The sequence below is a fragment of the Rhizobium sp. CNPSo 3670 genome (genome assembly GCF_057784555.1).
On record NZ_JBXSOL010000009.1, the window covers coordinates 203,680 to 229,880 of the forward strand.

The window sequence follows — 26,201 nt, forward strand, 5'->3', positions numbered from 1 at the left end:
GATCGGAAGGGCGTGCGCCCTTCGCCGCTAGGCGTCCAGCCAGACACGGGTTGCGACGTAACCGTTCGACATATCGTTGCCGATGTCATGGACATAACCCTTCACCTGCTTGGTGGAGGCGTTCACGAAGTCGTTGAACATCGGCAGGATCACGCCGCCCTCGTCGCGCACCATCATCGCCATGGTGCGGTACATATCCTTGCGTTTGGCTTCATCAAGCTCGGCGCGCGCCTGCAGCAGGAGCTTGTCGAAGTCAGGGCGCTTGAACTTGGTGTCGTTCCAGTCCGCCGTCGAGAGATAGGCGGTGGAATACATCTGATCCTGCGTCGGACGGCCGCCCCAGTAGGAGGTCGAGAAGGGCTGGACGTTCCAGACATTGGTCCAGTACCCGTCACCCGGTTCGCGCTTGACCTCGATCTCGATGCCCGCCTTCTTGCAGCTTTCCTGGTAAAGGACAGCCGCATCGACGGCGCCGGGGAAGGCGACTTCGGAGGTGCGCAGGAGAACCGAACCGCTATGACCTGACTTCTTGTAGTGGAAGGCGGCCTTATCGGGATCGTAGGTGCGCTGCTCGATTCCCTCGGGGAACAGCGCATAGGTGCTGTTGATTGGGAAATCGTTGCCCACCTTGCCGTAACCGCCGAGGATCTTCTGCACCATGGTTTCGCGGTCCATGGCGTACTTGAGCGCCAGGCGCAGGTCGTTATTGTCGAACGGCGCCTTATCGCAATGCATGATGAAGACATAATGGCCGCGGCCGGCTGTCGAGAGAATCTCGACGTTGGGTGCGCGCTTTAACAGGCTGACCGTCTTCGGGTCGACACGGTTGATGTAGTGCACCTGGCCCGACGACAGGGCCGCGATGCGGGCAGTGGCGTCGTTCATGCCGATGATCTCGATCGAATCGACGTAGCCGCGGTCGGTGCGCCAGTCGTCCTTGTTCTTCTCGAAGGTAGCGCGGACGCCGGGCTCGAAGCTCGTCAGCTTGTAAGGTCCGGTACCGATCGAGGCCAAGGGATCGTCGACGCCGCCATTCGGCTGGATCACCAGATGGTAATCCGACAGCAGCAGCGGCATATCGGCATTGCCTTCGCTGAGCGTCAGGACGAGATTGCCGCCATCGGCCTTGATCTCCTTGATCGAGCCGAGAACGCCCAGCGCGCCTGATTCCGAGCTTTTGTCGGTGTGGCGCTTCAGCGTTGCAACGACGTCGTCGATCGTCAGTTCCTTGCCGTTGTGGAACTTGACGCCCTTGCGGATCTTGAAGGTCCAGGTGACCGCATCCTTCGACGGCTCCCAGGATTCGGCGAGCGCCGGCACGGCAGCCCCAGTCAGCGGATCGGATTCGACCAGCATATCGCCCCAGCAGCGGCCGACGCAGAACATGAACTGCGACAGAAATTTCGCCGGATCCTTGGAATCGGTGGCGGCACCGCCTTCGAGGCCGAGCTTCAGGTGACCACCGTGCTTCGGTTCGGCGGCTTCTGCGCTTTCGGTGAAGAGTTTGTCGGCAACGGCAAGTGTGATGCCGGCCGCCATGGCGCGTCCGATGAATTCGCGGCGGCTGAGCCCGCCGGCGGTGACGCGGCTTGTGAGATATTTGGTGTAGTCGTTCATTCCCCTGTTCCTTCTTTGGTGCGTTGACAGAACTTCCGGGCAGAATCGCAGGCGGTTTCCTCTCCGCCTCCGGTGCCCGCATCATGCGGGAAAATGCGCGGTTGCTGCCGCCTCCTTATCGTCCTTTCCAAATGGGGCTTCGCTTCTCCGCGAAAGCCCGCGCGCCTTCCAATTGGTCTTCGCTCGAATAGAGCCGATCGACGGTCGCAAACTGCCGCTTGGTGATCTTGTTCATGGCAGTCTGGAACGTCGAACCCTCCGCTTCGCGAACGATTTCCTTGATTGCAGCATAGACGAGCGGCGGCCCGCTTTCGAGCAGCCGGGCAAGCTCCCAGGCTCTCGCCATCAAGCGATCGGCGGGCAGGATTTCATTGACGAAACCCCAGCGATGCGCTTCGTGGACGTCGAGCCAGCGACCCGTCAAAAGCATGTCCATCGCGATATGATAGGGGATGCGCTTCGGCAGCTTGATCGAAGCCGCATCGGCGACCGTGCCCGACCGGATTTCCGGCAGGGCAAAGGTCGCATGCTCGGCGGCGATAATGAGGTCGGTCGAGAGCGCGATCTCCAGTCCGCCGCCGCAACAGATGCCGTTGATCGCCGAGATGATGGGCTTGTTGAGGTCACGCAGTTCCTGCAGCCCGCCGAAGCCACCCACGCCATAGTCGCCGTCGACCGCATCGCCCGACGCAGCCGCCTTCAGATCCCAGCCGGCGCAGAAAAACTTTTCGCTCGCACCCGTGACGATGGCAACGCGCAAGTCGGGGTCGTCGCGGAAATCTCGGAAGATCAATCCCATGGCGCGGCTGGTCGCGAGGTCGATGGCGTTTGCCTTCGGCCGGTCGATGACGACTTCCAATATTCCGCCGTCACTTCGTGTACGAATGTAGTCGCTCAAACCTGCGCTACCTCCTTCGCCGTATGAGAGCATCAACTGCAACAACACCGCGCCCTTCGGGAAGAACCATCAAGGGATTAATGTCTAGTTCCTCAAGGCGCACCGCATTCTTTACGACATATTCTGCCGTAGCTGCGACGGCGTCTATAGTGGCTTCAAGATCGCCGCGCGGACGCCCGCGATAGCCATGGATCAACTTTGCGATTTTAAGACATGAAATCGCCGCACCAATATCGGCTTTCGTCGCCGGAAGCGGCAGGACGACGGAATCTTCGAGCAGTTCGACGAAGATTCCGCCCGCTCCCAATGTCAGCGACAATCCGAAGACCGGGTCCCGGCTGGCGCCGACAATGAGCTCGGCGACTGGCGGATCGATCATTTTCTCGACGAGATAACCGCCATTCGGCGGCATCGCCGCCGCCGCATTCGTCACCGCCTCTGGATCTTTGAGGTTGAGCACGACGGCGCCGGCCTCGGTCTTGTGCGCAATGCCGAGCCCCTTCAGTACGACGGGAAAACCGAGCCGCTCGGCCTGCTCGGCGGCTTCGCGAGGAGAAAAAGCCTGCAGCCCCCGGGGAACAGGGAGGCCGCAGGCAGCAAGCTCGGTCTTCGCATCGGCTTCCGACAGCGTATCGAGCTCGCCATCAACGGGGACGACGTTGAGGAGCGGCAGGGGAGGGGGACGATCCCAGGCCTCGCCGATCCCAGCGGCAACTTCCGCCGCGGTGATGGCTTCGTCGATACCCGAGAAGGCGACGATGCCCTTTGACATCAGACGGGCGGCAACCGGCTCCGGCATGTTCTCGGGAAGGGTAGCGAGCACGCCGGCCAGCGCACCGGTCGCGGAGGCTGCGGCGATGACTGCGTCTGTCGTCGTCGTCCACTCGGATGAATCACACCGGTCGTCGCGGGGAAAATCTAGAACCACGAGATTGAGTGCGCAGCCACCTTTGAACATGGCGCTGAATGCCTCCGTCTGACGCGCGAGATCGCCCCAGACGAAGGTGTGGTAGTCGAGCGGGTTTGCAAGCGCTACCATCTCGCCGAGCACCTCGCGCAGCCGCGGCAATTGCTGCGGCTGCAGGGCGGGGAATTCCACTTTCCGGCCGACGGCGGCATCCGCCATCAGGGAAGCCTCGCCGCCCGAGCAGCTCATGGACGAAATCGAATAGCTTGGGAGAGGGCCGGCAAGATGCAGCAGTTTCAGAGTTTCGAGCAGCGCCGGCAGGCTCTGGACGCGGCCGAGACCGAGGCGGGCGAGCACGGCATCGGCCACCGCATCGCTGCCGGCAAGCGAAGCTGTATGCGACACGGCCGCGTCTTTCGCCTGCTCGGACCTGCCGACCTTCAACACGACGACAGGCTTCTTCGACCGACGGGCCATAGCGGCAAGGCGTTCCAGGCCGGTAAGGTCGCCGAACCCTTCGACGTGAAGGCCAACCGCCGTGACCCGTTGATCCTCAATGAGCGCGCAGGCGACATCGGCAAGCGATGTCTGCGCCTGGTTGCCCGATGTGACCACATAGGCGATCGGCAGTCCGCGCGTCTGCATGGTCAGGTTGAGGGCGATATTGGAGGACTGCGTAAGGATCGCGACACCGCGTTCGACGCGCTGCATGCCATGCTGATCAGGCCATAACAAAGCGCCGTCGAGGCCGTTGATCAGCCCGTAACAGTTCGGCCCGAGGATCGGCATGCCACCGGCCGCTTCCACAAGGGCCCGCTGCAGTTCGGCGCCATCGGCAAGTTCCGCCGTCGCCTCGCTGAAGCCCGATGCATAACAGACGGCGCCGCCGGCGCCGGCCAGCGAAAGGCTGCGCACGATGTCGATGGTGAGCGTTCGGTTGACGCCGATGAAAGCGGCATCCGGTGCCGCGGGCAGATCGGAGAGGGAGCGATAGCAGCGCCGCCCAAGCACCTCGTCGAGTTTCGGATGAACCGGCCAGATCTCGCCCGAAAAGCCCATGCGGTCGCACTGCTCGATCACCCTGCGTGCCTCACGGCCGCCGAAGACGGCGATCGTTTGCGGTCTGAGCAGGCGGTCGAGCGGTCTTGAGGTCATCGGCTCATGCTCCCAGCGGCCGAAGCAGATCGCGGCTGATAATGTGCCGCTGGATCTCGGAGGTGCCGTCCCAGATGCGCTCGACGCGGGCGTCGCGCCAGAAACGGGCGAGCGGCAGGTCGTCCATCAGGCCCATGCCGCCGAAAATCTGGATAGCCTCGTCGGTGACGCGAGCCAGCATCTCGGAGGCGTAGAGCTTGGCGGAGGCGATCTGCCGGTCGGCGGGACGACCGGCGTCGACCTGCCAGGCGGCGGCAAGCGTTAGCCAGTCGGCCGCATCGATCTCGGTGATCATGTCGGCAAGCTTGAACGACACACCCTGATTGGCGCCGATCGGCTTGCCGAACTGCTTCCGCTCGGCGGCATAGGGGAGCGCCAGGTCGAAGACGCGCCGCGCCCGGCCGACGCAGGTGGCGGCAACCGTCAGCCGCGTGCCGTAAAGCCATTGGTTAGCGATATCGAAGCCGCGATGCACCTCGCCCAGCACCTGGGCTTCGGGAATGCGGCAGTCTTCAAAGCTGAGTGTACAATTATGGTAGCCGCGATGCGAAACGGACTCGTAGCCTTTGAGGATTTCGAACCCGGGCGTGCCGCGATCCACAAGGAAGGCGGTGATCTTCTTCTTGATGCCTTTCGGCGTTTCCTCCTCCCCGGTCGCGGCGAAGACGATGACGAAATCGGCGACATCGGCATGCGAGATGAAATGTTTCGTGCCGTTCAGGATAAAGTCGCCGCCGTCGCGGCGTGCAGCGCATTTCATGCCGCGCATATCGGAGCCGGCATCCGGCTCGGTAATCGCAAGCGCGTCGATCTTCTCGCCGCGCACCGCGGGCAGGAGATAACGCTCACGCTGCTCGCCCTCACAGGCCATCAGAATGCCGGAGGGCCGGCCGAAGAAAACCGTCAGACCCAGCGAGCCGCGCCCGAGCTCCCGCTCGACCAGCGTGAAGGTCAGATGATCGAGGCCCGCACCGCCGACCTCCTCCGGAAAGTTGCAGGCGTAGAAGCCGAGATCGATGCATTTGCGCTGGATCTCGCGGCCGAGTTCCGGTGGAACGATGCCGGTCCGCTCGACCTCGCTCTCATGCGGATAGATTTCGGTCTCGACAAAGGCGCGAACCGTGTCGACGATCATTTGCTGTTCTTCGCTGAGGCCGAAATCCATGCCGATCCTCTTACCGTTTCTGGCCGACATAACGGCCGGCGCCTTCGGGCAGCGCCAATTCCGAATGAGCCGCAGCGATCATCCTGACCTTGTCGAGCACGGCGGCCGGCGCCGGTGCCGCCTTACCCATCTTGCTGTCGACATGCAGCAGCATGTGCTCGGCGGTGGCGAGAGCCTCGCCCGTCGCCGTATCGTACAGAGTGTGGAAGACATGCAGCCGTTTGTCATCGGCGGCGAGCACCTGACAGGTCGAATGGATCGCCTGCCCGAGCCTTGCCTCGCCGAGATGGCGGATGTGGCTTTCGACCGTATAGTAGCTATGGCCTGCCTCGACATAGGCGAGATCGACACCAACAAGACGCAAGAGCGCATCCGAGGTATCACCGAAAACCTGCAGGTAGCGGTGTTCGGTCATGTGGCCGTTATAATCGACCCAGGCAGGGCTCACCTTGGTTTCGACGAGCCTCAGCGGCTTCGACGGATCGAAAGGCGCTGTCGCGCCGCCTCCTTTCGCCCAAAGCGACTGCTCAAAATCCTTAAGCAGCTTGCCGGCACCCCAACCTTTGCCGCCGTGGCCGCCCTTGAGGGACTGGAGGATGCCGACGAGATTTTCGTCGCGGATGCGCTCGAGCTCGCGGATCGAAAGCCCTGCCGCCTGTTCGTCGGACTGTCGGCCGATTTTTTCGATCAGCGCATCGTCGAGATCCACCACATCGGTGAGCTTGGTCCAAGGCCAGGCGAGGCACGGCCCGAACTGGGCGAGGAAATGGCGCATCCCGGCCTCGCCCCCGGCGATGCGGTAGGTCTGGAACAGGCCCATCTGCGCCCAGCGCAGGCCGAAGGAATAACGGATGACGTCGTCGAGCGTCTCGACGGTGCAGATGTCGTCGTGGATAAGCCATAGGGCCTCGCGCCAGAGCGCCTCGAGCAGCCGGTCGCCGACGAAGGCCTCGATCTCCTTGGCGATGTGGACGCCCTTCATGCCGATCGGCGGCAGTTTGTCCATCGCCGCCTTGATGGTCACCGCCGATGTCTTCTCGCCACCGACGATTTCGACCAGTGGCAGCAGATAGACCGGATTATAGGGATGGGCGACAAACAGCCGTTCGGGATGTTTCATGTCCCGCTGCAGGTCGGTCGGCAGCAGTCCTGACGTGGATGAGCCGATCAGGGCATCCGGCCGTGCCGCGGCATCGATCTGCGTCAAGACACCGCGCTTGAGGTCGAGCCGTTCCGGCACGCTTTCCTGGATCCAGTCGGCGCCGGCGACCGCTTCCTCCAATGTCTTGCAGAAGGTGAGCCGGCCGCGCGGCGGCAACGGTGCGCCGGTCAGCATGGCATAGGCCTTTTCGGCATTGGCGATCACTTCGCCGACGATGCGTTCCGCCTCCGGATGCGGGTCGAAGACATCGACGTCGATGCCGGCGAGCAGGAAACGAGCGATCCATCCGCCGCCGATGACGCCGCCGCCGATACAAGCTGCCTTGCTGATCCCTGTCATGCCGCCCTCAGCGCTTCGTCAGTTTGAGTTTCTTGCGGACGTCTTCCGGACCGATGATCCGCGCGCCCATGCCTTCCACCACCTGCACGGCCTTTTCGACGAGCTGCGCATTGGTGGCGAGCTGGCCCTTGCCGACGAAGAGGTTGTCCTCCAGGCCGACACGCACATTGCCACCCGCCAGAACCGCCGCGGCCGGATAGGCCATGGCATTGCGGCCGATCGAGAAGGCCGAAAAGGTCCAGCTCGCAGGCACATTGTTGACCATCGCCATGAACGTGTTGAGGTCGTCAGGAGCACCCCACGGAATGCCCATGCAGAGCTGGATCAACACGGGGTCTTCGATCAACCCCTCTTCGGCGAGCTGCTTGGCGAACCAGAGGTGGCCGGTGTCGAAGGCCTCGATTTCGGGCCGCACCCCGAGAGCCGTCATCTTGCTTGCCATCGCCCGCAGCATGGCCGGCGTGTTGGTCATGACATAGTCGCCGAGGTTGAAGTTCATCGTGCCGCAGTCAAGGGTGCAGATCTCCGGCAGGCACTCGGCGACGTGGCTGACACGCTCGCTGGCGCCCGCCATATCGGTGCCCTTTGCATTGAGGGGCAGGGGGCTTTCGACACCCCCGAAGATCAGGTCCCCGCCCATTCCGGCGGTGAGGTTGAGAACGACGTCGATATCCGCCGAGCGGATGCGGTCGGTGACCTCCCTGTAGAGATCATTGCGGCGGCTGGCGGCCCCGGTTTCCGGATCGCGGACATGGCAGTGAACAACGGCCGCCCCAGCCTTGGCGGCGTCGATCGCTGAATCCGCGATCTGCTTGGGAGTGATGGGAACGTGGCTGGATCTGGAAACCGTATCGCCGGCGCCGGTCACGGCGCAGGTGATGAAGACATCGCGGTTCATCGCTAGAGGCATGGTTTTGTTCTCCCGTCTTGTGGTCATTACGCGACAACATGAACAGAGATGCTTTACGCTTTCAGAAGCTCTTGATACATTATCGGAATCGGTGGAGGTGACATTGCTACAGCGATCGACCGAGCGGCTCGATATCGACCTTCTCGTCCTTCCGGATACGAACCTGATCCTGATCGCGTCGGTCATCGAGCCGCTGCGCGGCGCCAATCGCATTTCCGGCAGCGAGCTCTACCGCTGGCGGCTCCTGACACCGGACGGAGCGCCGGTTCCGACCACCAGCCACATCGCCATTCCGGCGGACGGGATCTTCCGGGCGACGGCCGAGGATAGACCGCTCTTCGTGCTTGCGAGCTACAACTGGCGCGGCAGCGCCACGCCGGCGCTGAAGATGCAGCTATCCCAGGCCGCCCGCCACCGCACGGTGATCGCCGGCATTGAGTCAGGCACCTGGCTGCTCGCGGAGGCGAGCTTGCTCGACGGGCAGCCAGCGACCGTTCACTGGGAAGATTACGAGGATTTTGCGCTTGCTTATCCTGAGGTGCGGGCCGTCAAGGATCGTTTTGTCATCGACGGCAAGCGACTGACGACATCGGGTTCGCTGCCGACCATCGACCTGATGCTGGAGATCATCAGGCAGCGACAAGGTTATTCGCTGGCGCTCGAAGTCAGCCGGCTGTTCCGCTACGAGCAGCCCTCCTTTCATGGCGACGAACCGCTTTCCGCAGCCTCGGCGGGGCTCAGCATGCACGATCCCCGCGTGGCGCAGGCGGTGCGGCTGATGGAGGAACATATCGAGCAGCCCCTGATCCTCACTCGGATCGCCCGCAGGGTCGGCATCAGCGCCAGGCATCTGCAGGATCTTTTCCAGCAGAGCATCGGCGCACCGCCGCATGTGCATTATCTCGCACTGCGCCTGAATGCGGCGCGCCGCAAGGTGATCGAGACGACGGCCTCCTTCGCCGATATCGCGGCGGCAACCGGTTTCAATTCGGCCTCGGCCTTTGCCAGAAGCTACCGGGCGAGTTTTTCCGAAAGCCCGTCCGAGACAAGGCGCCGCTTGCGCCGCCGCATCACGTCATCGGCAGCGGCGACGTAGGCTGGAACGCGTCCCGAATCATCTCGGCAAGCTCGCAGATGGCTTCGGTGGAACGGTAGGTGCTGCGGCGGAGCACCACCTTCGAGGAATCGACCGGCGGGAAACCGTCTTCGGCGGTCAGCTCCCGGCAGCCGGGCGGGATGCTGCTGCGCGAAAGCGTTGTCACGGCAAGGCCTGCGGTCAGCGCATTCTTCAGTCCCGAACCCGTATCGGCAATGAAAGCAATGCGATAGTTGCGGCCGATCTGCTCCAGCGACCGGAGCGCAAAATCACGTGACCAGGTGGAGTTGCGATAGGTCGCAATGGGGAGGGGGTCGAGATCGTGCAGCCGGTGGACCATCGAGGTGACCCAGACTGTGGGATCGATGCAGATGACCTCACCTTTCGTCTGGTCGCTCCAGTCGAAAACGACGGCGAGATCGAGTTCGTCCCGCTCCAGGGCGGCGAGGTTGCGTGATGTATAATCACAGGACACGGTGACCTCGACAGCCGGGTGACGCACAGCGAAAGCAGCAAGCGCTGCCGGCAAAACTGTCTGGCTGTATTCCTCGGGAATTCCGATGCGCACCGGCCCGTCCAGCGGCTTTCTGCGGATCGTCGCGGCCGCCTCGTTCAGGAGATCAATGACCCTGCGGGCGTAAGGCACCAGCTGTATGCCCTGGCGCGTCAGCAGCACGCCGCGGGCGCCGCGCTCAAAGAGGCATTCGCCGATCGTCTGCTCAAGCCTCTTGATCTGGGTGCTGACGGCGGACTGCGTCCGGCCGATCCGCTGGGCAGCCGCGGAGAAATTCGATGTCTCGGCGACGACCAGGAAGGTTCTCAACAGGTCGCTTTCGATTGGCTCGTGCATGGTCAGCCATAGAAAAAATCGATGATAGTCATCTCTACTATTCGTTTGTCTAATGTCAAATCCTGGCGCAGGAATGGGCGGCGTTCGACTTCCTTCTTTGAGAATCTGTGGTGACCATCGACAATCCGACCACGCGCCTCGCAGGCAGCGAGCACGAGAAGGGTGTGCTTCTCATTGTTGCCGCGACGCTCGCCTGGAGTGCGAGCGGCGTCTATTCGCGGCTGCTCACGACCGACGTATGGACGGCGATCGCCTGGCGGTCGTTGTTCGGAGGCCTGTTTCTGCTGATCCCCTGCCTTTTCCTCGAAGGGGGCATCTCGCGGCGGCAATGGCACTCCGTTTTCCATCCGTCCGGACTTGCAATGATCGCATGCCAGACCTTCAGTCAGGGATGCTTCATCGGGGCGCTCTATATGACCACCGTCGCCAATGTGACGATGATTTACGCGACGACCCCCTTCATCGCCGCGCTGTTCGGCTGGCTCATCCTCAAGGAGAGAGTGGCCAGGCGAACGATGATTGCCGGCGCCGTCTCCCTCTTCGGCGTCGGCATCATCGTCGCCTCGTCGATCGGCGGCGGCACCGGTTGGGGCGATCTCTTAGCGCTCGGCATGACCGCCTCCTTCGCGCTCGTCATCATTATTCCGCGCATCGATCCCGGCGTGCCGAGCCTGCCGCCGACCGTGGTCAGCGCTTTCCTGACGCTTGTCATCTTCGCGCCCTTCGGCTCGGTCGGCTCGCTCGATCTGCACAATTGGATCGTGCTAGCCGCCTTCGGGGCGACGAATTTCTCGCTGGCGCTGGTACTCTTCCTCGCCGGGGCAAAGCGAATGCCGCCGGCCGAAGCCGCGCTGATCGGCACGATGGAAATCGTGCTGACGCCCTTCTGGGTCTGGCTGCTATTTTCCGAAGAGCCGCCCGTCGCCACCTATTCTGGCGGCGCCATCATCCTCGGCGCCGTGTTCTGGCATACGGCGGTCGATTTCAATCGGGGCCGCCGGCCATAGGGCGGCTGGCTGCCGCCTGTCCTCCGCTCCGCTGACGAATCTTGTCGTGTTCGCTCATGCGCCGATGAGCGACCATGCGATTGCCGTGACGGCCGTTTCAGCCGGCGGTGGGGCCACCCCCTTTGATAGTTCCAGGTGGCCGCCTCAGCCTCAACTAGCCAAAGAACGCACGAAGCTGAGCGAAAAACCCGCCTGGTTTATGAGCCGCCATCTTTCGTACGCGGCGAGCTAGTGTCGCAGCGCTGACGCGTTCCCCGAAATGGCAAAAGCAGACCAGGTCATGCAATTGCTCATCACTGAGTTCGAAGAACCGCCTGGCTTCGCCATAGCTGTCGTTTTCCATTCCTGCCGCCCGCAGAATGGGATCAGCGAACGCAACAGAGATCGGAGTGTCGTCGTCACGCAAGGCGAGCCGATCGGCAATCGGCTGATACTCTGTCTCGTGAAGCGTTCTGAGAAACGGCTTAGGGCTGCGTTCCAGAATGTCCGCCCACCGTTCTAGGCGTTCGCGCCTCGTCATTTCAAGGCGCTCATAGGTCGGGCTGACCTTAGCGATCGTTTTCAATTGCTCGAGTGCATGCTGTTCCATTTCGGCCTCCTATCCCCGGAAAAATAGATGGTCCGCTCCCAGAAACAGCCTCGCTCAGGTCACAGCCGAAGTCCAATCACGATTGAAAACGACATCTGCTGCTGGCCGAAAGATGTGATTACAAGTGCCACATGTTCAGCGGTGCGAAGCCCGACAGTTGCGATCACATCATCCGGAGCGATCCGGAAAACTGCCGCATTCGCGAGATCAATCTGTCGTTCCCCACGGAAAGTGATTGCGGCTTTGCCGCCTGTCGCCTGGAGGTGCGCCCATGTCGCTTTTTCGGGCGCTGTTTTCGACCAGGCATGGTTTTCTGGTCATGTTCACGGCGCTGCCTTGCAAGCTGGCGACATGAACATGCGAGGCTGGCCAGCGGCCGGCGCGCTGCCGCGCGGCGGTGGTAGAACTGAAGTCCTCAAGGCGGTCGCTGGCTTGATACCCAGAGATCGAGACGGATCGAAAGGAGGTTCTGGAGCCCGAACCAGCTCTGTGCGCAGCAGATCTCCGGATTGCGGCGGGCGATGACGAGCGGAACGACAGGCCAGACCTATCGTGCCACTCTCTCCTCGATCCAGCCTGTCCCCGCCTAGCTGCGAAATTCGAATATCGCCCGATGCGGCGATGTGAATACCGGACTGCAGAGGAGGCAGGCCGGAGGAAAGCTTGCCGTCGACTGCATCGGTTGCAGCTCGAGGCATTCAACACATGGGAGGAATCCATGAGCAAGAACAGAGGCGTCGTCTATCTCCGGCCGGGAAAGGTCGAAGTCCGCGATATCGACGATCCGAAGCTGGAAGCGCCGGACGGCCGCCGCATCGAACACGGCGTGATCCTGAAGGTGATCTCCACCAATATCTGCGGCTCCGACCAGCACATGGTCCGCGGCCGCACGACGGCAATGCCAGGCCTGATCCTCGGCCATGAAATCACCGGCGAAATCATCGAGAAAGGCGTCGATGTCGAGATGCTCGAGATCGGCGATATCGTCTCGGTGCCCTTCAATGTCGCCTGCGGCCGTTGCCGTTGCTGCAAATCTCAGGATACCGGCGTCTGCCTGACCGTAAACCCGGCTCGCGCCGGCGGCGCTTACGGCTATGTCGACATGGGCGGATGGATCGGCGGACAGGCACGCTACGTCACCATTCCCTATGCCGATTTCAACCTGCTGAAAATTCCGGACCGGGACAAGGCGATGGCGAAGATCCGTGATCTCACCATGCTTTCGGACATTCTGCCCACCGGCTTTCACGGTGCAGTGCGCGCAGGCGTCGGCGTCGGCTCGACAGTCTATGTCGCCGGTGCCGGTCCTGTCGGCTTAGCGGCTGCGGCTTCGGCTCGCATCCTCGGTGCTGCGGTCGTCATGATCGGCGATTTCAACAAGGACCGCCTCGCACATGCGGCGAAAGTCGGTTTTGAGCCCATCGACCTCTCCAAGAGCGACCGTCTCGGCGACATGATCGCTGAAGTCGTCGGCAGCAACGAAGTGGACAGCGCCATCGACGCGGTCGGCTTCGAGGCACGCGGCCATTCGGGCGGCGAACAGCCGGCAATCGTGCTGAACCAGATGATGGAGATCACCCGCGCCGCCGGCTCGATTGGCATTCCCGGCCTCTACGTGACCGAGGATCCGGGCGCCGTCGACAATGCCGCCAAGCACGGCAATCTCTCGCTTCGCTTCGGTCTTGGCTGGGCAAAGGCGCAGTCCTTCCACACCGGCCAGACTCCGGTGCTCAAATATAATCGCCAGCTCATGCAGGCGATCCTCCATGACCGGCTGCCGATCGCCGACATCGTCAACGCCAAGGTCATCCCGCTCGAAGATGCCGTCCAAGGTTATGAGAGCTTCGATCATGGGGCGGCGACGAAGTTTGTTCTCGACCCACATGGAGACGTCGCGAAAGCCGCATAAAGCGAAGGACCGAAGACCAAACCGACAGCGCCGCGCATCTTTTCGAAGCGCGGCGCTATTTAGTTTTAACTTGGCAAAACTACTGGATGCTGAACGGGAAATACTTAGCGTTGATCATGTCGTAGGTCCCGTCGGCCTTGATGGCCCTCAAGCCTTCGTTCAGGCGCGCAAGACGCTCCTTGTCATCCAGGCGCAACGCGATGCCGGCACCCTCGCCGAAATAGGTGACGTCGACCAGATCCGGCCCCTTGAACTCGCAGCAGGTTCCCGCCTTCGTGTTGGCGATCCAGTCATAAATGGCGAGTTTATCCTCAAGGATAATGTCGACCCGCCCGTCCGACAGGCCTTTGTATAATTCCGGCGAAGACCGGAAAACCGTCTTCTTCAGGTCAGGATAGAGGTGGTTAGCATAGGATTCCTGCGCTGTGGACGATGTCACTCCGAGTTTCTTGCCGCTGAGGGCGGCGGGGCTGACGTCGCTGATCGGCGAATCTTTCCGGGCGATGAACACCGACGGGCTAGTGTAATATTTCTCGGTAAAAGCGACTTTCTGGCGGCGCTCCAGGCTCATCGACATGGACGAGATGATCGCGTCGTATTTGCCGGCGACGAGATCGGGGATCATGTCGTCCCACTTTTCGATGATGAACTGGCATTCGAACTTGCCGGCGTCGCAAAGCGCGTTGGCGATATCGATGTCGAAGCCTTGCAGCTGGTTATTTGCATCGAGATAGTTGAAGGGCGGAAATGCTCCTTCGACGGCAACTCTCAGAGGCGTGCGATCTTGCGCAGCCAGCTGCAGCGGCGAGGCGGCGGCGAGAAGGAGGCCCAATCCGCCCGCCATCAGCGCTCCGCGCAGTATAGTCTGAATGGATAGGCGCAACATCGTCGGAACTCCTTGTGTGGCGTAGTCTCCGCCATAGTGCGCCCCAGCCTTTAATTCTACGTGAACGCTTATTTGTTAGCGTCCACGAATGCGCCCGTGGTGGGTTCAGGGGTTTAGGCTTGCACATCGTTGTCCCTTCCAGCTCCAATTCGTTTCAGCAATCCTGGATCGCTTCGGGGAGAATTCTATTCCTGATCGCTGTCAGCGGGCTCGGAGCGATCGGACTGGTCGTGCTTTCCGCACTCTGGGCGGGAACCGAGAGCGACGCGGCAGCCCTCGATCGACAACGTCAGCTTGTCAATGCGCGCCTCAGGGAACAGGTCGATCAAGTGGCGCATGTCATTGGTCAATTCGGCAATGGCTACCTCTCCGGCGTCTATCCGGCCTCCCGGGCAGCCGGAGTTTCCTCCAGCCTCGACACTGTTCTCACGGCGGCGGCCGGGAGTGCGATCAGCCACACTGCGATGTCGGCCTTCGGCTATGACCAGGCCTTCGTCGTCGATGACAAGGCGCAGCTGATCATGCTGACCGACGCCGAAACCGAAAAGCGCTATCGCTGGATGAAACCGCTCTTTCTGCCTCTCCTGAAAGACGCGCGCCTGACGGCGCACCACGGCACCGCTTCCAGCGAACGGATCCCATCGTCATTGGATAGCCGAGCGGCCAATACCGCTCGCTCGAACCATGCACTGGCCAATCTGATGCGGCTCGAAGGCCGGCCGACGATCGTGGGCGTCGTTGCCGTCAACGAAGCCGCCGAGCGGCAGCCGCAGCCGATGCGGCAATTCCTGATCGTCGTGCGGTTTCTCGACGGCGCGGCGCTCGACGAGTTGAGCCGGCAACAAGGCCTCAACGGCGCGCGCTTCGCGCGCACGGCCGACGCCGACGAAAATGAGGTTGCGTTTCAGATCGACGCAACGGCAAACGGCGAACCGATCGGCTTTATTGTATGGCGGCCTGATCTTCCTGGTTCGAGGGTGATCGGCCGCTTGATGCCGGCGCTTTCGATTGCCGCCCTGGTGATCGCGGTCCTGTTTTCGGTTCTGCTGGTCCGCCTGCGAAGCAGTCTCGGCGAACTGAAGAAAAGCGAGCTGCACGCCAGGCAGCTCGCCCTGCATGACGTGCTGACCGGCCTTCCCAACCGCGCCCTATTCGCGATGCGCTTAGAGGAGTGTTTGGCCGACACGCGCAATTCCGCCGAGCGGTCGGCAGTGGCGCTCCTTGACCTCGACCGCTTCAAGGCGGTGAACGACACGTTCGGGCATGCTGCCGGCGACGAGCTCATCAGGCTGGCTGCGGAGAGGGTTCACGCGTTGCTTCGTCCGGGGGACACGCTTGCCCGCCTCGGCGGGGACGAGTTTGCCCTGCTTCTCCGGAACATCAGAGATGAAAAAATCTTGCCCTCCATCTGCGAAGCGATCGTTGCCGAACTTGGCAGACCCTTCCCGCTTTTGAGGGGCGAAGCGATCGCCCGGGTCGGCGGCTCGATTGGTGTGACCGTGGTGCCGGACGCCGGACGCAATGCCGACGATCTCATGCGTTATGCCGACGTCGCGCTTTACGAGGCCAAGATGGGCGGAAGAGGCCAGTGGCGCGTCTATTCGCCGTCCATGGACGGAGGCAGGAATGCACGCGACGTCCTCAAGAACGAATTGCGGGATGTTCTGGCAAAGAGCACGGCCTTCTCGGCCGTCGCTCCACAACCCGGTCCGATCGGCAACAGACCGGACTTCGGATCGCTTGAGGTCTACTATCAGACAGTGCATCGCGCCGAGGGCGGATACTCGGCGTCAGGCGCGGAGGCTCTCGTGCGCTGGCGCCACAGCCAGCGCGGACTGTTGACGCCTGCCAGCTTCATCCCGGCGGCCGAGGAAGGCGGCCTCATCGACGCTCTCGGTTTCTGGGTGCTGCGCGAAGCCTGCAGGGCTGCCAGCAGCTGGCCGAAAGACACCTTTGTGGCCGTGAATGTGTCTCCCTCCCAGCTGAGAAGGCCCAACTTCGCCGAGGAGGTCTTCGCCGTGCTCGAAGAGACCGGCTTGCCGCCGTCGCGCCTGGAGCTCGAACTCACCGAGTCCTCGCTGATCGAGGATAGCTCGGATGTCTATTCGGTACTAAAATCGCTGCGTGGCCGTGGAGTTCAGATTTCGCTGGATGATTTTGGAACCGGCTTTTCGTGCCTCAGCCACCTGGTCCGCTTCGACATAGACCGCATCAAGATCGATCGTTCCTTCGTCTCTCAGCTGGGCGCAAAAGCCAACGGCGCTGCCATCATCGGCGCCATCGTCACTCTCAGCCGCAACCTCGGCATTTCAACGACGGCCGAAGGGGTCGAAACCGAATATCAAAGGGACTTTCTGGCCGCCCTCGGCTGCACCGACCTCCAGGGCTACTTCTTCTCCAAACCGGTTCCGCTTCGCGAACTCGACTGCTTCGGCAAATCCGAAAGCAGCCCCGCATCACGGACGATCGCTCCGGGAGCCATTGCCTAGCGCCCTTTGATCTTTCGGCATCAGGAACTTTCGCCCCGGGCAGCGGTTGACGCCCCAAGACGAATGGAGGATGTGATGGCCGAGATCGGCGAGTGGCGGCACCTTTGCGTCGACATGCAGCGGATGTTTGCCGAAGACACGCCGTGGCACGTTCCATGGATGGCCCGGATCTCCCCTCAGGTCGAGGAGCTCGCCGGCCGCTATCCGTCCCGAACGATCTTCACCCGTTTCATGCCGCCTCAGCATGCGGATGCGATGCCGGGAAAATGGCGCGATTATTACCGGAAATGGTGGATGATGACAGGTGAGCATCTTCCGCATGGCCTCGTCGAGCTGACTTCGTCGCTCGCCTCGCATGTTCCGCCGGCAAGATGTTTCGACAAACGCACCTATTCCCCCTGGATCGACGGTCGCCTTCACACGATTCTTCAATCGGAACGGGTCAACACCCTTGTGATTACCGGTGGGGAAACGGACGTCTGCGTGCTTGCCGCGACGCTCGGCGCCATCGATCTCGGCTATCGCGTCATCCTGCTGAAGGATGCCGTCTGCAGCAGCGCCGACGATACTTATGACGCTTCGCTGGAACTTCTCCACGACCGCTTTTCCGTGCAGCTCGAACTCATGGAGACCGAGGAGTTCTTGAGCGGCCTTGGCTGAGAAGCTGAGGCTGCCGCGCCGCCGCGCTGCGACGAAAGCCGGCTTCGGGAATACGGTGTATTCAGCGAGATCGCCTGCGTGAAATTCGATCGCCGCGGCGTCGAACGCGACGGGCGCATCCGAATTCTGCCGCCGACCCTTGGTGGATGGTGAAGGCGTGCAGGCGACCCGCCTGCCGGGGTGATCGCGGCCTAGTCGGCTCGCCTTTCGTCTTCGGCTTCTTCCAGAGCTGCGCTCAAAAGTTGGAGTGCGAATTCCTCTGCAGCTTTTTCGTCATCCGTGCATAACTTCAATGGGGCACACCTCGCCTTCAGATTATGGATAAGTCTCCGGCGAAGCTTGGAAACCAGGCGCGACTCCGTCTTGGCGAGAAGCTCCTGCAGGCAGGTGACGGCAATCACTTCAAACATCAGAAGCCTGCCTTCGACTTCACCCTGCGAAGGAATGGGAAACCGCTCGCCGCCCCGCTTCAAATCTCGGTCTGTCGAAAGCATTGATCGCCTCCAAGCCCATAGAGTCCCGTTGCTCTCCGGCATGCCCTCCGCGGCCGCTGCTGTCAGCGAACAAGCAGCCCACAGGGTGAAAATCGGTCACGCATTGACGAGGTCAAGGAATCGACTGCCACGGCGGCCAGCCTTTTCGTATTTAGCCCCGAGGAATGCTGCATTGATCGGGAGACGGCTCCTCAAACCCGTCGCAGCGTCTTGCCGGTCTCCGCATCGAACAGATGAAGCTTGCCCGGCCGGGCAGCGATCGTAACGGCCTGCCCCGGCTCGAAATCGTGACGTTCGGACAGCACGGCGACAAGCTCGCCGGATCCGTAGCGCAGAAATACCATCGTCTCGTGGCCGGTGGGCTCGGTGACGTTGACGGTCGTCTTCAGGCCGCTCGGAGCGAGCGACAGGTGTTCAGGCCGCACGCCCAGACGCACGGCCTGGCCATCGGACGCCTCCGGGGTAAAACCGAGCGCGATCTCATCGCCTGTCTCCGTGACGAAGACGGCTCCATCGGCCTTGTAATGACCTTTCAGCAGGTTCATCGACGGCGAGCCGATGAAGGTGGCCACGAAGGTATTGCGCGGACGGTCGTAGAGTTCCAGCGGCGTTCCCGTCTGTTCGATCTTGCCGCCCTGCATGACCACGATCTTGTCCGCCATGGTCATCGCTTCGACCTGGTCATGGGTGACGTAGATCGTCGTGGTTCTCAGTCTTTGGTGGAGTTCCTTGATCTCCTTGCGCATCTGCACGCGCAGCTTGGCGTCGAGATTCGACAGTGGCTCGTCGAAGAGGAAGACCTGCGGCGATCGGACAATGGCTCGTCCCATCGCCACGCGCTGCCGCTGGCCGCCCGAAAGCTGGCGCGGATAGCGGTCGAGATAGGGCACGAGGTCGAGTGTTTCGGCCGCCGCCTGCAGGCGCTGCTTGATGAGATCGGCCGGCTGCTTCTGGAGGCGCAGCGCGAAGACCATGTTCTCGGCAACGGTCTTGTGCGGATAGAGGGCATAGCTCTGGAAGACCATCGCAATATCGCGGTCCTTTGGCGGCAGATTGTTGACGATCTTTCCGCCGATCGAGATGGTGCCGCCGGTAATGCTCTCGAGCCCTGCGACCATGCGCAGCAAGGTCGACTTGCCGCAGCCGGATGGGCCGACGAGCACCACGAACTCGCCGTCGCGAATGTCTATATTGACCCCATGCAGGATATTTAAGGCGCCGTATGCCTTCCGCGCCTCTGAAATATTGACCTCAGCCATATGCCTCCCACTCGCTTTCCGGTCACCCCAGGCACACATTCCAGGGGATGAATCTCTCGACAGTATCCAGCGTATGAGGCACAACGAAAACGCGCTCTGCCACGACCCGAAATACCTTCAAAACCTCCTCCATGAAACGTTTCATTTTTTATTGACTTTTTCCGCTTCCCGTCTAATGCTCAATGATGAGACCGAGAGGAGCGGTTTCAAACAAGAATTATGAAACGTTTCATTTTCTTGTTTACCAGATAGTTCTGCACGAGACCAGTCCCAAATTCGGGCCGGAGCCTATCCGGAACATGGCTGGCGGCAGCGCACCAAACGTGGAGGAGAAAGACATGAAAGTCGAAATTTACGATGCACTGATGCGCCGTCAGGCAAGCCGCCGCGACGTTTTACGCGGAACGGCAAGTGCGGCGGCTCTGCTCGGGCTGTCCGGCGCGATGGGCGGAATTGCCGGCACCGCATTCGCCGCCGATGACCTACGCGCGCAGATCCTGCAGATCCCGGGCGTCGGCAAGGGTTCGCCGACGGACGCGGACTGGCAGAAGGTCGGCGAGCTCTGCCTCGGCCCGACCAAGGCCAATGTCAAGCAGGGCGAATTCGCCGGCGTCGAGCTGACCTTCATGGGGCTCAACAACCAGAATCTGCACAACTTCCTGTTCCGCGGCTTCCTGAAGCCTTGGGAAGCCTATACCGGCGCCAAGATCAACTGGATCGACCTTGCTCAGGCCGATTACAACGCCCGCCTTCAGCAGTCGATCGCAACCGGCACTGTCGATTTCGACATCCTTGAAATGGGTGCGCCTTTCGAAGGCGATACCGCCGGACGCGGGCTTCTCGACGAGATGCCTGATTGGGCTGCAAAGCAGGTCGAAGCCGACGACCTGGTGAGCTACCTGAAGCCGCCGGTCGGCACCTGGGACGGCAAGACCTATCGCGTCACGATCGATGGCGACTGCCACACCTTCGCCTATCGCAAGGACTACTTCGGCGAAGGCTCGATCAGCGGCATGGCCGAGCCGCCGAAGACCTGGCAGGACGTCAACGCAGCGTCCAAGGCGCTGATCGGCAAGACCGATCCCTTGACCAGCCAGCCGGCCTACGGCTATCTCGACCCGCTCAAGGGCTGGGGCGGCTTCGGCTTCTATTTCATCGAGAACCGGGCGACGGCCTATGCCAAATATCCGGGCGATCCGGCTTGGCTGTTCGATCCCGAAAATATGAAGCCGCTGGTCAACAACCCCGCCTGGGTCCAGGCGATCCAGGATGTGCTGGATCTGATCGCGGCCAAGGCCTATCCTGCCGACCAGATCAATGCGGACCCCGGCACCACAGCCTTCTCGCAGTTCCTGGCAGGCACCGGCGCCATGCTGATGTGGTGGGGCGACGTCGGCTCCAGCGCGCGCACCTCGGATACGTCGGTCGTCGGCGACGTGGTGGGCTTCGGCATCAACCGCGGCTCCAACCGCGTCTACAACCGCAAGTCCGGCCAATGGGAAGACAAGTATAACGAAGCGCCCAACATGGCCTACCTCGGCTGGGGCATCTACGTCACCAAGCGAGTCTCCAGTGACGAGAAAAAACGCAAGGCGGCCTGGTCTGCTGCCGCCCATCTCGGCGGCAAGGATCTGTCCCTTTGGACGTCGGCCTATCCGTCCGGCTTCCAGCCCTATCGTCAGTCCCACTTCAACTACGACGAATGGGAAAAGGCAGGTTACGATCGCGCCTACATCGAGGATTATCTGGGTTCGAACGCCGACAGCTACAACCATCCGAACGCTGCGATCGAACCGCGCATCCCCGGCATCTTCCAATACTACTCCGTTGCGGAGGACGAATTGGCGAAGGGCTTTGCCGGACAATACAAGTCGGCACAGGAAACCGCGGATGCAATTGCCGCCGCCTGGGAAAAGATCACCGACCAGATCGGCCGTGATAGCCAGCTGAAACTCTATCGGGCGAGCCTCGGGCTCTGATCGATTGGCATAAACGCGCTGGCGGACTGAAAAGGCTCCGCCGGCGCCCATCCTGTCCGGGCGAGGAATATCAATGTCGACAGTCGAAGGCGACCTGCTCCACACGGTCGAAGCCGGCTCCATTTCCGCGAGCCGCCGTTTCTGGGGCCGCGCGGTTCTGGGGCTGAGCGCCACATGGTTCATCGCATCCTTTGTATTGCAGGCTGTCCACGAACTTGGCTGGACCGATTGGGGCTTTGCCAACTGGCGGCCGGTTCTCTACGCCTATTTCATCTGGGCCGCGGTTCTCTGCGTCACCCGCGTCGTCATATATGGCGAGGCCGGCAAGAAGGCGCTCTTTGTTCTGCCGGCCGCACTTTTCGTCGTATCGATGGTAGTCTTCCCGCTGCTCTTTGCGCTCTGGATCGGCTTCTCCGACTGGAATCTCGCCTCTTCGGCCGGGCGGCGCTTCAACGGGCTTGATAATGTGCGCCGCATGATCGCCGATCCGTTCTATGCCAATGCCTTGCTCAACATGATCCTTTATTGCCTTGCGATTGCTGTTGAATATGCGATCGCCTTCGGCCTGGCGCTGCTCCTCAACCAGGAAATCATTGCCCGGAAGTTCTGGCGGGTTACTTTCCTCGTGCCCTTGATGTTGTCGCCGGTCGCGGTGAGCTGGATGGTGGGCAAGTCGATGCTGGAAACCCGTTTCGGCCCGATCGCGCGCATGGCCCGCTGGCTCGGCTGGGAAAACCCCTCCTTTTTCGGCGATCCGCTGACGGCGCGGCTTTCGATCATGATCATGGACGCCTGGACCTTCATTCCCTTCATGATGATCATGCTGCTCGCCGGATTGCAGGCCTTGTCGAGGGAGGTGCTGGAGGCAGCCGAAGTCGACGGCGCCACCAAATGGCAGCGCTTCTGGCAGGTGATTTTCCCGCTGATGCTGCCGGTGTCGGTCACGGCAGTGATGATCCGCATCATCTTCAAGCTCAAGCTCGCCGATATCATCATCACGGTGACATCGGGAGGGCCCGGCGGAGCGACGGATTCCGTCACCAGTTTCATCTACCGCGAATACCGAGACCGTTCGAATGTCGGATACGGAACCCTGCTCGCGCTCGTCTATCTGGTGATCATCGTCCTCGGCATGACGGGGCTGATGAAGATCTCCGACCGCATCGTCAAGCGGATGACAGGAAGGCTTTGATGGTTCGCATCGATTTCGAAAAATATGGACGGGGCCAACGCATTCGCTGGTGGGCCATGCGTTTGGCCATTTACGGCCTGCTCGTCATTTGGGCCTGTGTCTGCATCTTCCCGCTGTTTTGGACGGTTTCAACCTCGTTCAAGACAGCCGCAGATGTCATGCGGGGCAATCTGATCCCCTGGTTCAATTTCGCGCCCAACTGGCTCGGCTGGCGCTCGCTCGGCCTCTCTCCCGATACGATTCCCCAGATCTCGACCGTGCGTGACGAGTTCATGCGCAGGCTCTGGAACAGCGTCATCATCTCCGTCACGGCATCCGCACTTGCGGTCGTGCTCGGGTCGCTCGCCGCCTACGGCCTCAGCCGCTTCTCCTACAAATTCGGCCATATGCGCAATTCCGACATTTCCTTCTTCTTCCTGTCACAGCTGATTATGCCGCCTGTCGTCCTCGCCCTGCCATTCCTGGTTCTCTACAAGGAACTGGCGCTGCTCGACACCTATGCCGGCATGATCGCCGTTTATACGCTGATGGTTCTGCCGATCGTCGTCTGGATCATGCGCGACCAGTTCGCCACCATACCGGTCGAACTCGAAGAGGCCGCGCTGGTCGACGGCCTGTCGATCTGGGGAGCGTTTGCCCGCATCATCGTGCCGCTCGTCCTGCCGGGCATGGTTGCCGCCTTCCTTTTGGCGCTGATCCTGTGCTGGAATGAATATTTCTTCGCCGCATTGCTGACTTCCACCAATACGAACACGCTACCGGTGATGATCGCCAGCCAGACAGGCAGCCAGGGCATCAACTGGTGGTCGATGGCCGCCCTTTCCACCGCCGGTATTCTTCCGCTGGTCATCGTCGGCGTCGTGCTGGAAAAACACATCATCGCCGGGATGACCGCAGGAGCGGTAAAATAGCCGCGGGACGTTTGAACATGGTGAAGATGCCCACAGTCAAGGATGTCGCCGAATATGCGGGCGTCTCCGTGGGCACCGTTTCGCGCGTTCTGTCGGGCGAAGCCGCGGTCAAACCCATGCTGCGCGAAAAGGTCAACGACGCCATCTCGGCGCTCGGTTACCGGCCGAACGTGACTGCACGAGCCTTGCGCACCAGCAGAACCGACGTGATCGGCCTCGTCGTTCCCGACATCACCAACCCTTTTTTTGCGCAGCTTGCGGCAAGCGTCGAGCGCGCGGCGCTCGAATGCGGTCACAGCCTAATGCTGGCAAGCTCGCATAACGACAGCGAGGCGGAGCAGAGCCATGTTTCGGCTTTTCTCGACCGATCGGTGCGCGGCATCATCGTGGTGGCTTCGAGCGACGGTTCTGGTCTCGATCTGCCAGCTTCGGTGCCGGTCATATCGCTGGACCGGCGTTTCGGTGCCTTTCCCCTGGTGTCGACCAACCATGCGCAGGCGGCCACGCTGATTGCCGATCATCTCTATGGGCTAGGGCACCGGCGCATCGCCTATATTGCCGGGCCGACCGACACTGAAGCAGGGCGCATGCGCAAAGAGGCCTTTGTCAGCCGCATGGACGGCTTCGGCAAAACCGGCGAGCCTGCCGAACTGGAAATTGCCCATGGCAGGTTCGACTACGAATCCGGTGAAAGAATCGCCCGCGAGCTGCTTTCACGCCCGCCGCAGAACCGGCCAACGGCGATCGCGGCCGCCAGCGACCAGCAGGCGATCGGCGCTTTACGCGCCGCCCGCGACCTCAAGATCGACGTGCCGCGAAAACTTTCCGTCACAGGGTTCGACGACATCTCGCTTGCCAATCTGGTGGTGCCGCGGCTGACAACAATTCGCCAGCCGGCCGACATGTTGGCGCGGCGCGCGGTCAGCCTTCTCCTCGAAGAACCGCCGGGCAAGGGCGACGAAATGGTGGACGGATCGCTGATCGTGCGCGGTTCGAGCGGCCCGTGCCCGCAACCCGGCGCAGCGGCCCGAAAATCGGAATCGATTGTCGGAAAGCCCGATGCGTAGATCCTAAGCGTCCGAAACAGCGCGCAGGGCACTCCAGGGCGGATGTCGACGGACACAGAAATTGAAGAACGGCCGGCGTACCGGCCAGAGAAAGGATGGAAGATCAATGCTCAAGGGAATTCGGGCCGAACTCAACGGCGACATTCTTCAGGCACTTTGCGACATGGGACATGGCGATTATCTCGTCATCTCCGACATGAATTTTCCGTCGGATTCGATCGCCCGCCAGACGCGTCTGGGGAAGCTGCTGACCATGGAAAACATTCCCGCGCCGCAGGCGATCGACGCGGTCCTTTCGGTCTTGCCTTTGGACACGCCGATCCAGCCTTCGGTCGGCCGCATGGAAGTGATCGGCAAACCGGATGAAATTCCGCCGATTCAACAGGAAGTACAGGCGATCGTCGACCGCGCCGAAGGCAAGCCGTCGCCGATGTATCCCATCGAACGCATGGCGTTCTACGAAATCGCCAAAAAGGCCTATTGCGTAATCGCAACCGGGGAATTGCGGTTCTATGGATGCTTCCTTTTGACCAAGGGCGTCATTCCAGCGGAAGAGGCGGTGCGATGAACGAGAAAAGCGGGATCGTCATCCTGGGAATTTTTGCTGCCGACACAGCATATAAGGCAAAACGCCTGCCCCATATCGCCGAGACGCTGATGGGGTCTGGTTTCACCCTCGGGCCGGGAGGCAAGGGTTCCAACCAGGCGATCGCCGCGGCAAAGGCCGGCGGCAAGGTGACCTTCATTTCCCGGGTTGGCAACGATGCGTTCGGCGCGATGGCGCTGGCGGCCTATGCCGAAGCGGGTGTGACAGCCAATGTGATGAAGATGGAAGGGGTTTCAACGGGCGCTGCCTTCATCTTCGTCGACGAGATAAGCGGCGACAACGCCATCATCGTGGTGCCGGGCGCCGCGGGGCTGATCGGCATCGAAGATGTCGAGGTGAACCGGGCGGCGATCGAAAACGCCGCTATTTTCATGACACAACTCGAACAGCCGCTGGAAGCGGCCTTGCACGGCCTGTCAATCGCCAAGGGGGCAGGGGCCACAACGATCTTCAACCCGGCGCCGGCCAGCGCCATCCCGGACAGCATCTATGGCCTGTGCGATTTCATCGTTCCGAACGAAGTTGAAGCAGCGGAATTGGTGGGCCATGCGATCGAAACCGATGAGCAGGCACGTGCAGCGGCACGCACCCTGGTCGATCGGGGTGCGAAAGCAGCGGTCATCACGCTCGGCGCCCGCGGCGCGTTCTATCACACCGCCGGGCAGAGCGAATTCGTGCCCGCCTTTTCGGCGGGAAATGTCATCGACACAACCGGGGCCGGCGACGCCTTCCTTGGCGGGTTCGCGACGGCGATTTCGGAAGGCCAGGCGCCAATCCAGGCCGTCCGTTTCGGCTGCGCGACCGCCGCAATTGCGGTAACACGGCCGGGCACGGCTCCCGCCATGCCTTCTCGCGCCGAGATCACCGCCTTGCTCGGCTCCTGATGCTTGGACGTCGCAGGGAGATGGCGAGGCGCGTCAGCCCCACCATCTCCCAAAACCATCAGGCAAGGCTTTGGCGCGGCTGGCGAAATCTTTTGTTCCATAATGCTGATTATGCAATCTATTATTGTAAGAAGGGTACATTCTATTTCCAAGTGCGACATGCCAATGG

Annotated in this window: 22 protein-coding genes; 11 read left to right on the plus strand and 11 right to left on the minus strand. The window is 61.5% G+C overall.

All coding sequences use genetic code 11. The annotated features are described in order from the left end of the window. Window positions 1-27: 27 nt before the first annotated feature. From AC13QO_RS12185 to bcoG, 6 genes are all read right to left on the minus strand, one after another. Window positions 28-1,617: an ABC transporter substrate-binding protein gene (locus AC13QO_RS12185; RefSeq protein ID WP_488540787.1), complete on the minus strand. Its 1,590-nt coding sequence runs from the start codon at window positions 1,615-1,617 to the stop codon at window positions 28-30. Window positions 1,618-1,732: 115 nt separating this feature from the next. Then, a complete protein-coding gene (locus AC13QO_RS12190; protein WP_488540788.1) occupies window positions 1,733-2,515 on the minus strand; it encodes a carnitinyl-CoA dehydratase in 783 nt (260 codons plus the stop codon). A gap of 7 nt (window positions 2,516-2,522) precedes the next feature. After that, window positions 2,523-4,577, minus strand: coding sequence for an acetate--CoA ligase family protein (locus AC13QO_RS12195; protein WP_488540789.1), 2,055 nt, complete (start codon window positions 4,575-4,577; stop codon window positions 2,523-2,525). A gap of 4 nt (window positions 4,578-4,581) precedes the next feature. Then, complete coding sequence (locus AC13QO_RS12200) at window positions 4,582-5,742, minus strand: acyl-CoA dehydrogenase family protein (protein ID WP_285194039.1); 1,161 nt, start codon at window positions 5,740-5,742, stop codon at window positions 4,582-4,584. A 10-nt stretch (window positions 5,743-5,752) separates the two neighbouring features. After that, the gene (locus tag AC13QO_RS12205) at window positions 5,753-7,243 is read right to left on the minus strand and encodes a carnitine 3-dehydrogenase (protein WP_488540790.1); all 1,491 of its coding nucleotides are present in this window, start codon (window positions 7,241-7,243) and stop codon (window positions 5,753-5,755) included. 7 nt (window positions 7,244-7,250) lie between these two features. After that, window positions 7,251-8,153 carry a 3-dehydrocarnitine:acetyl-CoA trimethylamine transferase BcoG gene (bcoG, locus tag AC13QO_RS12210; RefSeq protein WP_488540791.1) on the minus strand — a complete coding sequence of 301 codons (903 nt, stop codon included), beginning with the start codon at window positions 8,151-8,153 and terminating at the stop codon, window positions 7,251-7,253. 97 nt (window positions 8,154-8,250) lie between these two features. Between bcoG and AC13QO_RS12215 the strand changes: the two genes are divergently transcribed. Then, window positions 8,251-9,249, plus strand: a complete 999-nt coding sequence (locus AC13QO_RS12215) for a GlxA family transcriptional regulator (RefSeq protein ID WP_285194010.1) — start codon at window positions 8,251-8,253, stop codon at window positions 9,247-9,249. Here AC13QO_RS12215 and AC13QO_RS12220 read toward each other — a convergent pair. Continuing rightward, window positions 9,224-10,099: a LysR substrate-binding domain-containing protein gene (locus AC13QO_RS12220; RefSeq protein WP_285194011.1), complete on the minus strand. Its 876-nt coding sequence runs from the start codon at window positions 10,097-10,099 to the stop codon at window positions 9,224-9,226. The genes AC13QO_RS12215 and AC13QO_RS12220 overlap by 26 nt on opposite strands. A gap of 110 nt (window positions 10,100-10,209) precedes the next feature. Here AC13QO_RS12220 and AC13QO_RS12225 point away from each other — a divergent pair, with 110 nt between their 5' ends. Then, on the plus strand, window positions 10,210-11,106 hold the full coding sequence (locus AC13QO_RS12225; RefSeq protein WP_488540792.1) for a DMT family transporter: 897 nt from the start codon (window positions 10,210-10,212) through the stop codon (window positions 11,104-11,106). A gap of 154 nt (window positions 11,107-11,260) precedes the next feature. Here AC13QO_RS12225 and AC13QO_RS12230 read toward each other — a convergent pair whose 3' ends face one another. Further along, complete coding sequence (locus tag AC13QO_RS12230) at window positions 11,261-11,695, minus strand: hypothetical protein (protein ID WP_285194014.1); 435 nt, start codon at window positions 11,693-11,695, stop codon at window positions 11,261-11,263. Between the two features lie 718 nt (window positions 11,696-12,413). On the opposite strand from AC13QO_RS12230, the gene fdhA reads away from it, so the two are divergent. Beyond that, window positions 12,414-13,604 carry a formaldehyde dehydrogenase, glutathione-independent gene (gene fdhA, locus AC13QO_RS12235; RefSeq protein ID WP_097599176.1) on the plus strand — a complete coding sequence of 397 codons (1,191 nt, stop codon included), beginning with the start codon at window positions 12,414-12,416 and terminating at the stop codon, window positions 13,602-13,604. Window positions 13,605-13,683: 79 nt separating this feature from the next. Here fdhA and AC13QO_RS12240 read toward each other — a convergent pair whose 3' ends face one another. After that, on the minus strand, window positions 13,684-14,490 hold the full coding sequence (locus AC13QO_RS12240) for an ABC transporter substrate-binding protein (RefSeq protein ID WP_285194016.1): 807 nt from the start codon (window positions 14,488-14,490) through the stop codon (window positions 13,684-13,686). A gap of 119 nt (window positions 14,491-14,609) precedes the next feature. On the opposite strand from AC13QO_RS12240, the gene AC13QO_RS12245 reads away from it, so the two are divergent. Beyond that, window positions 14,610-16,979: a putative bifunctional diguanylate cyclase/phosphodiesterase gene (locus AC13QO_RS12245; protein WP_285194017.1), complete on the plus strand. Its 2,370-nt coding sequence runs from the start codon at window positions 14,610-14,612 to the stop codon at window positions 16,977-16,979. A 75-nt stretch (window positions 16,980-17,054) separates the two neighbouring features. Further along, window positions 17,055-17,639 (plus strand): cysteine hydrolase family protein, encoded by a 585-nt coding sequence (locus AC13QO_RS12250; RefSeq protein WP_488540793.1) that lies wholly within the window; start codon window positions 17,055-17,057, stop codon window positions 17,637-17,639. 191 nt (window positions 17,640-17,830) lie between these two features. Here the strand turns inward: AC13QO_RS12250 and AC13QO_RS12255 are convergent, their stop codons facing one another. Together AC13QO_RS12255 and AC13QO_RS12260 are read right to left on the minus strand one after the other, a co-directional pair. Continuing rightward, a complete protein-coding gene (locus AC13QO_RS12255) occupies window positions 17,831-18,133 on the minus strand; it encodes a hypothetical protein (protein WP_184460002.1) in 303 nt (100 codons plus the stop codon). A gap of 191 nt (window positions 18,134-18,324) precedes the next feature. Beyond that, window positions 18,325-19,392, minus strand: a complete 1,068-nt coding sequence (locus AC13QO_RS12260; protein ID WP_488540794.1) for an ABC transporter ATP-binding protein — start codon at window positions 19,390-19,392, stop codon at window positions 18,325-18,327. A 338-nt stretch (window positions 19,393-19,730) separates the two neighbouring features. On the opposite strand from AC13QO_RS12260, the gene AC13QO_RS12265 reads away from it, so the two are divergent. From AC13QO_RS12265 to AC13QO_RS12290, 6 genes are all read left to right on the plus strand, one after another. Continuing rightward, window positions 19,731-21,371 carry an extracellular solute-binding protein gene (locus tag AC13QO_RS12265; RefSeq protein ID WP_285194020.1) on the plus strand — a complete coding sequence of 547 codons (1,641 nt, stop codon included), beginning with the start codon at window positions 19,731-19,733 and terminating at the stop codon, window positions 21,369-21,371. Between the two features lie 73 nt (window positions 21,372-21,444). Continuing rightward, on the plus strand, window positions 21,445-22,563 hold the full coding sequence (locus AC13QO_RS12270; RefSeq protein ID WP_285194022.1) for a carbohydrate ABC transporter permease: 1,119 nt from the start codon (window positions 21,445-21,447) through the stop codon (window positions 22,561-22,563). Then, complete coding sequence (locus AC13QO_RS12275; RefSeq protein WP_488540795.1) at window positions 22,563-23,474, plus strand: carbohydrate ABC transporter permease; 912 nt, start codon at window positions 22,563-22,565, stop codon at window positions 23,472-23,474. Before AC13QO_RS12270 ends, AC13QO_RS12275 begins: the two co-directional genes overlap by 1 nt. A gap of 17 nt (window positions 23,475-23,491) precedes the next feature. Further along, window positions 23,492-24,541 carry a LacI family DNA-binding transcriptional regulator gene (locus AC13QO_RS12280; RefSeq protein WP_488540796.1) on the plus strand — a complete coding sequence of 350 codons (1,050 nt, stop codon included), beginning with the start codon at window positions 23,492-23,494 and terminating at the stop codon, window positions 24,539-24,541. A gap of 106 nt (window positions 24,542-24,647) precedes the next feature. Then, complete coding sequence (locus tag AC13QO_RS12285; RefSeq protein ID WP_488540797.1) at window positions 24,648-25,109, plus strand: RbsD/FucU family protein; 462 nt, start codon at window positions 24,648-24,650, stop codon at window positions 25,107-25,109. Next, on the plus strand, window positions 25,106-26,032 hold the full coding sequence (locus AC13QO_RS12290; RefSeq protein ID WP_285194031.1) for a ribokinase: 927 nt from the start codon (window positions 25,106-25,108) through the stop codon (window positions 26,030-26,032). The genes AC13QO_RS12285 and AC13QO_RS12290 overlap by 4 nt, the downstream gene beginning before the upstream one ends. The last annotated feature ends 169 nt before the right edge of the window (window positions 26,033-26,201 follow it).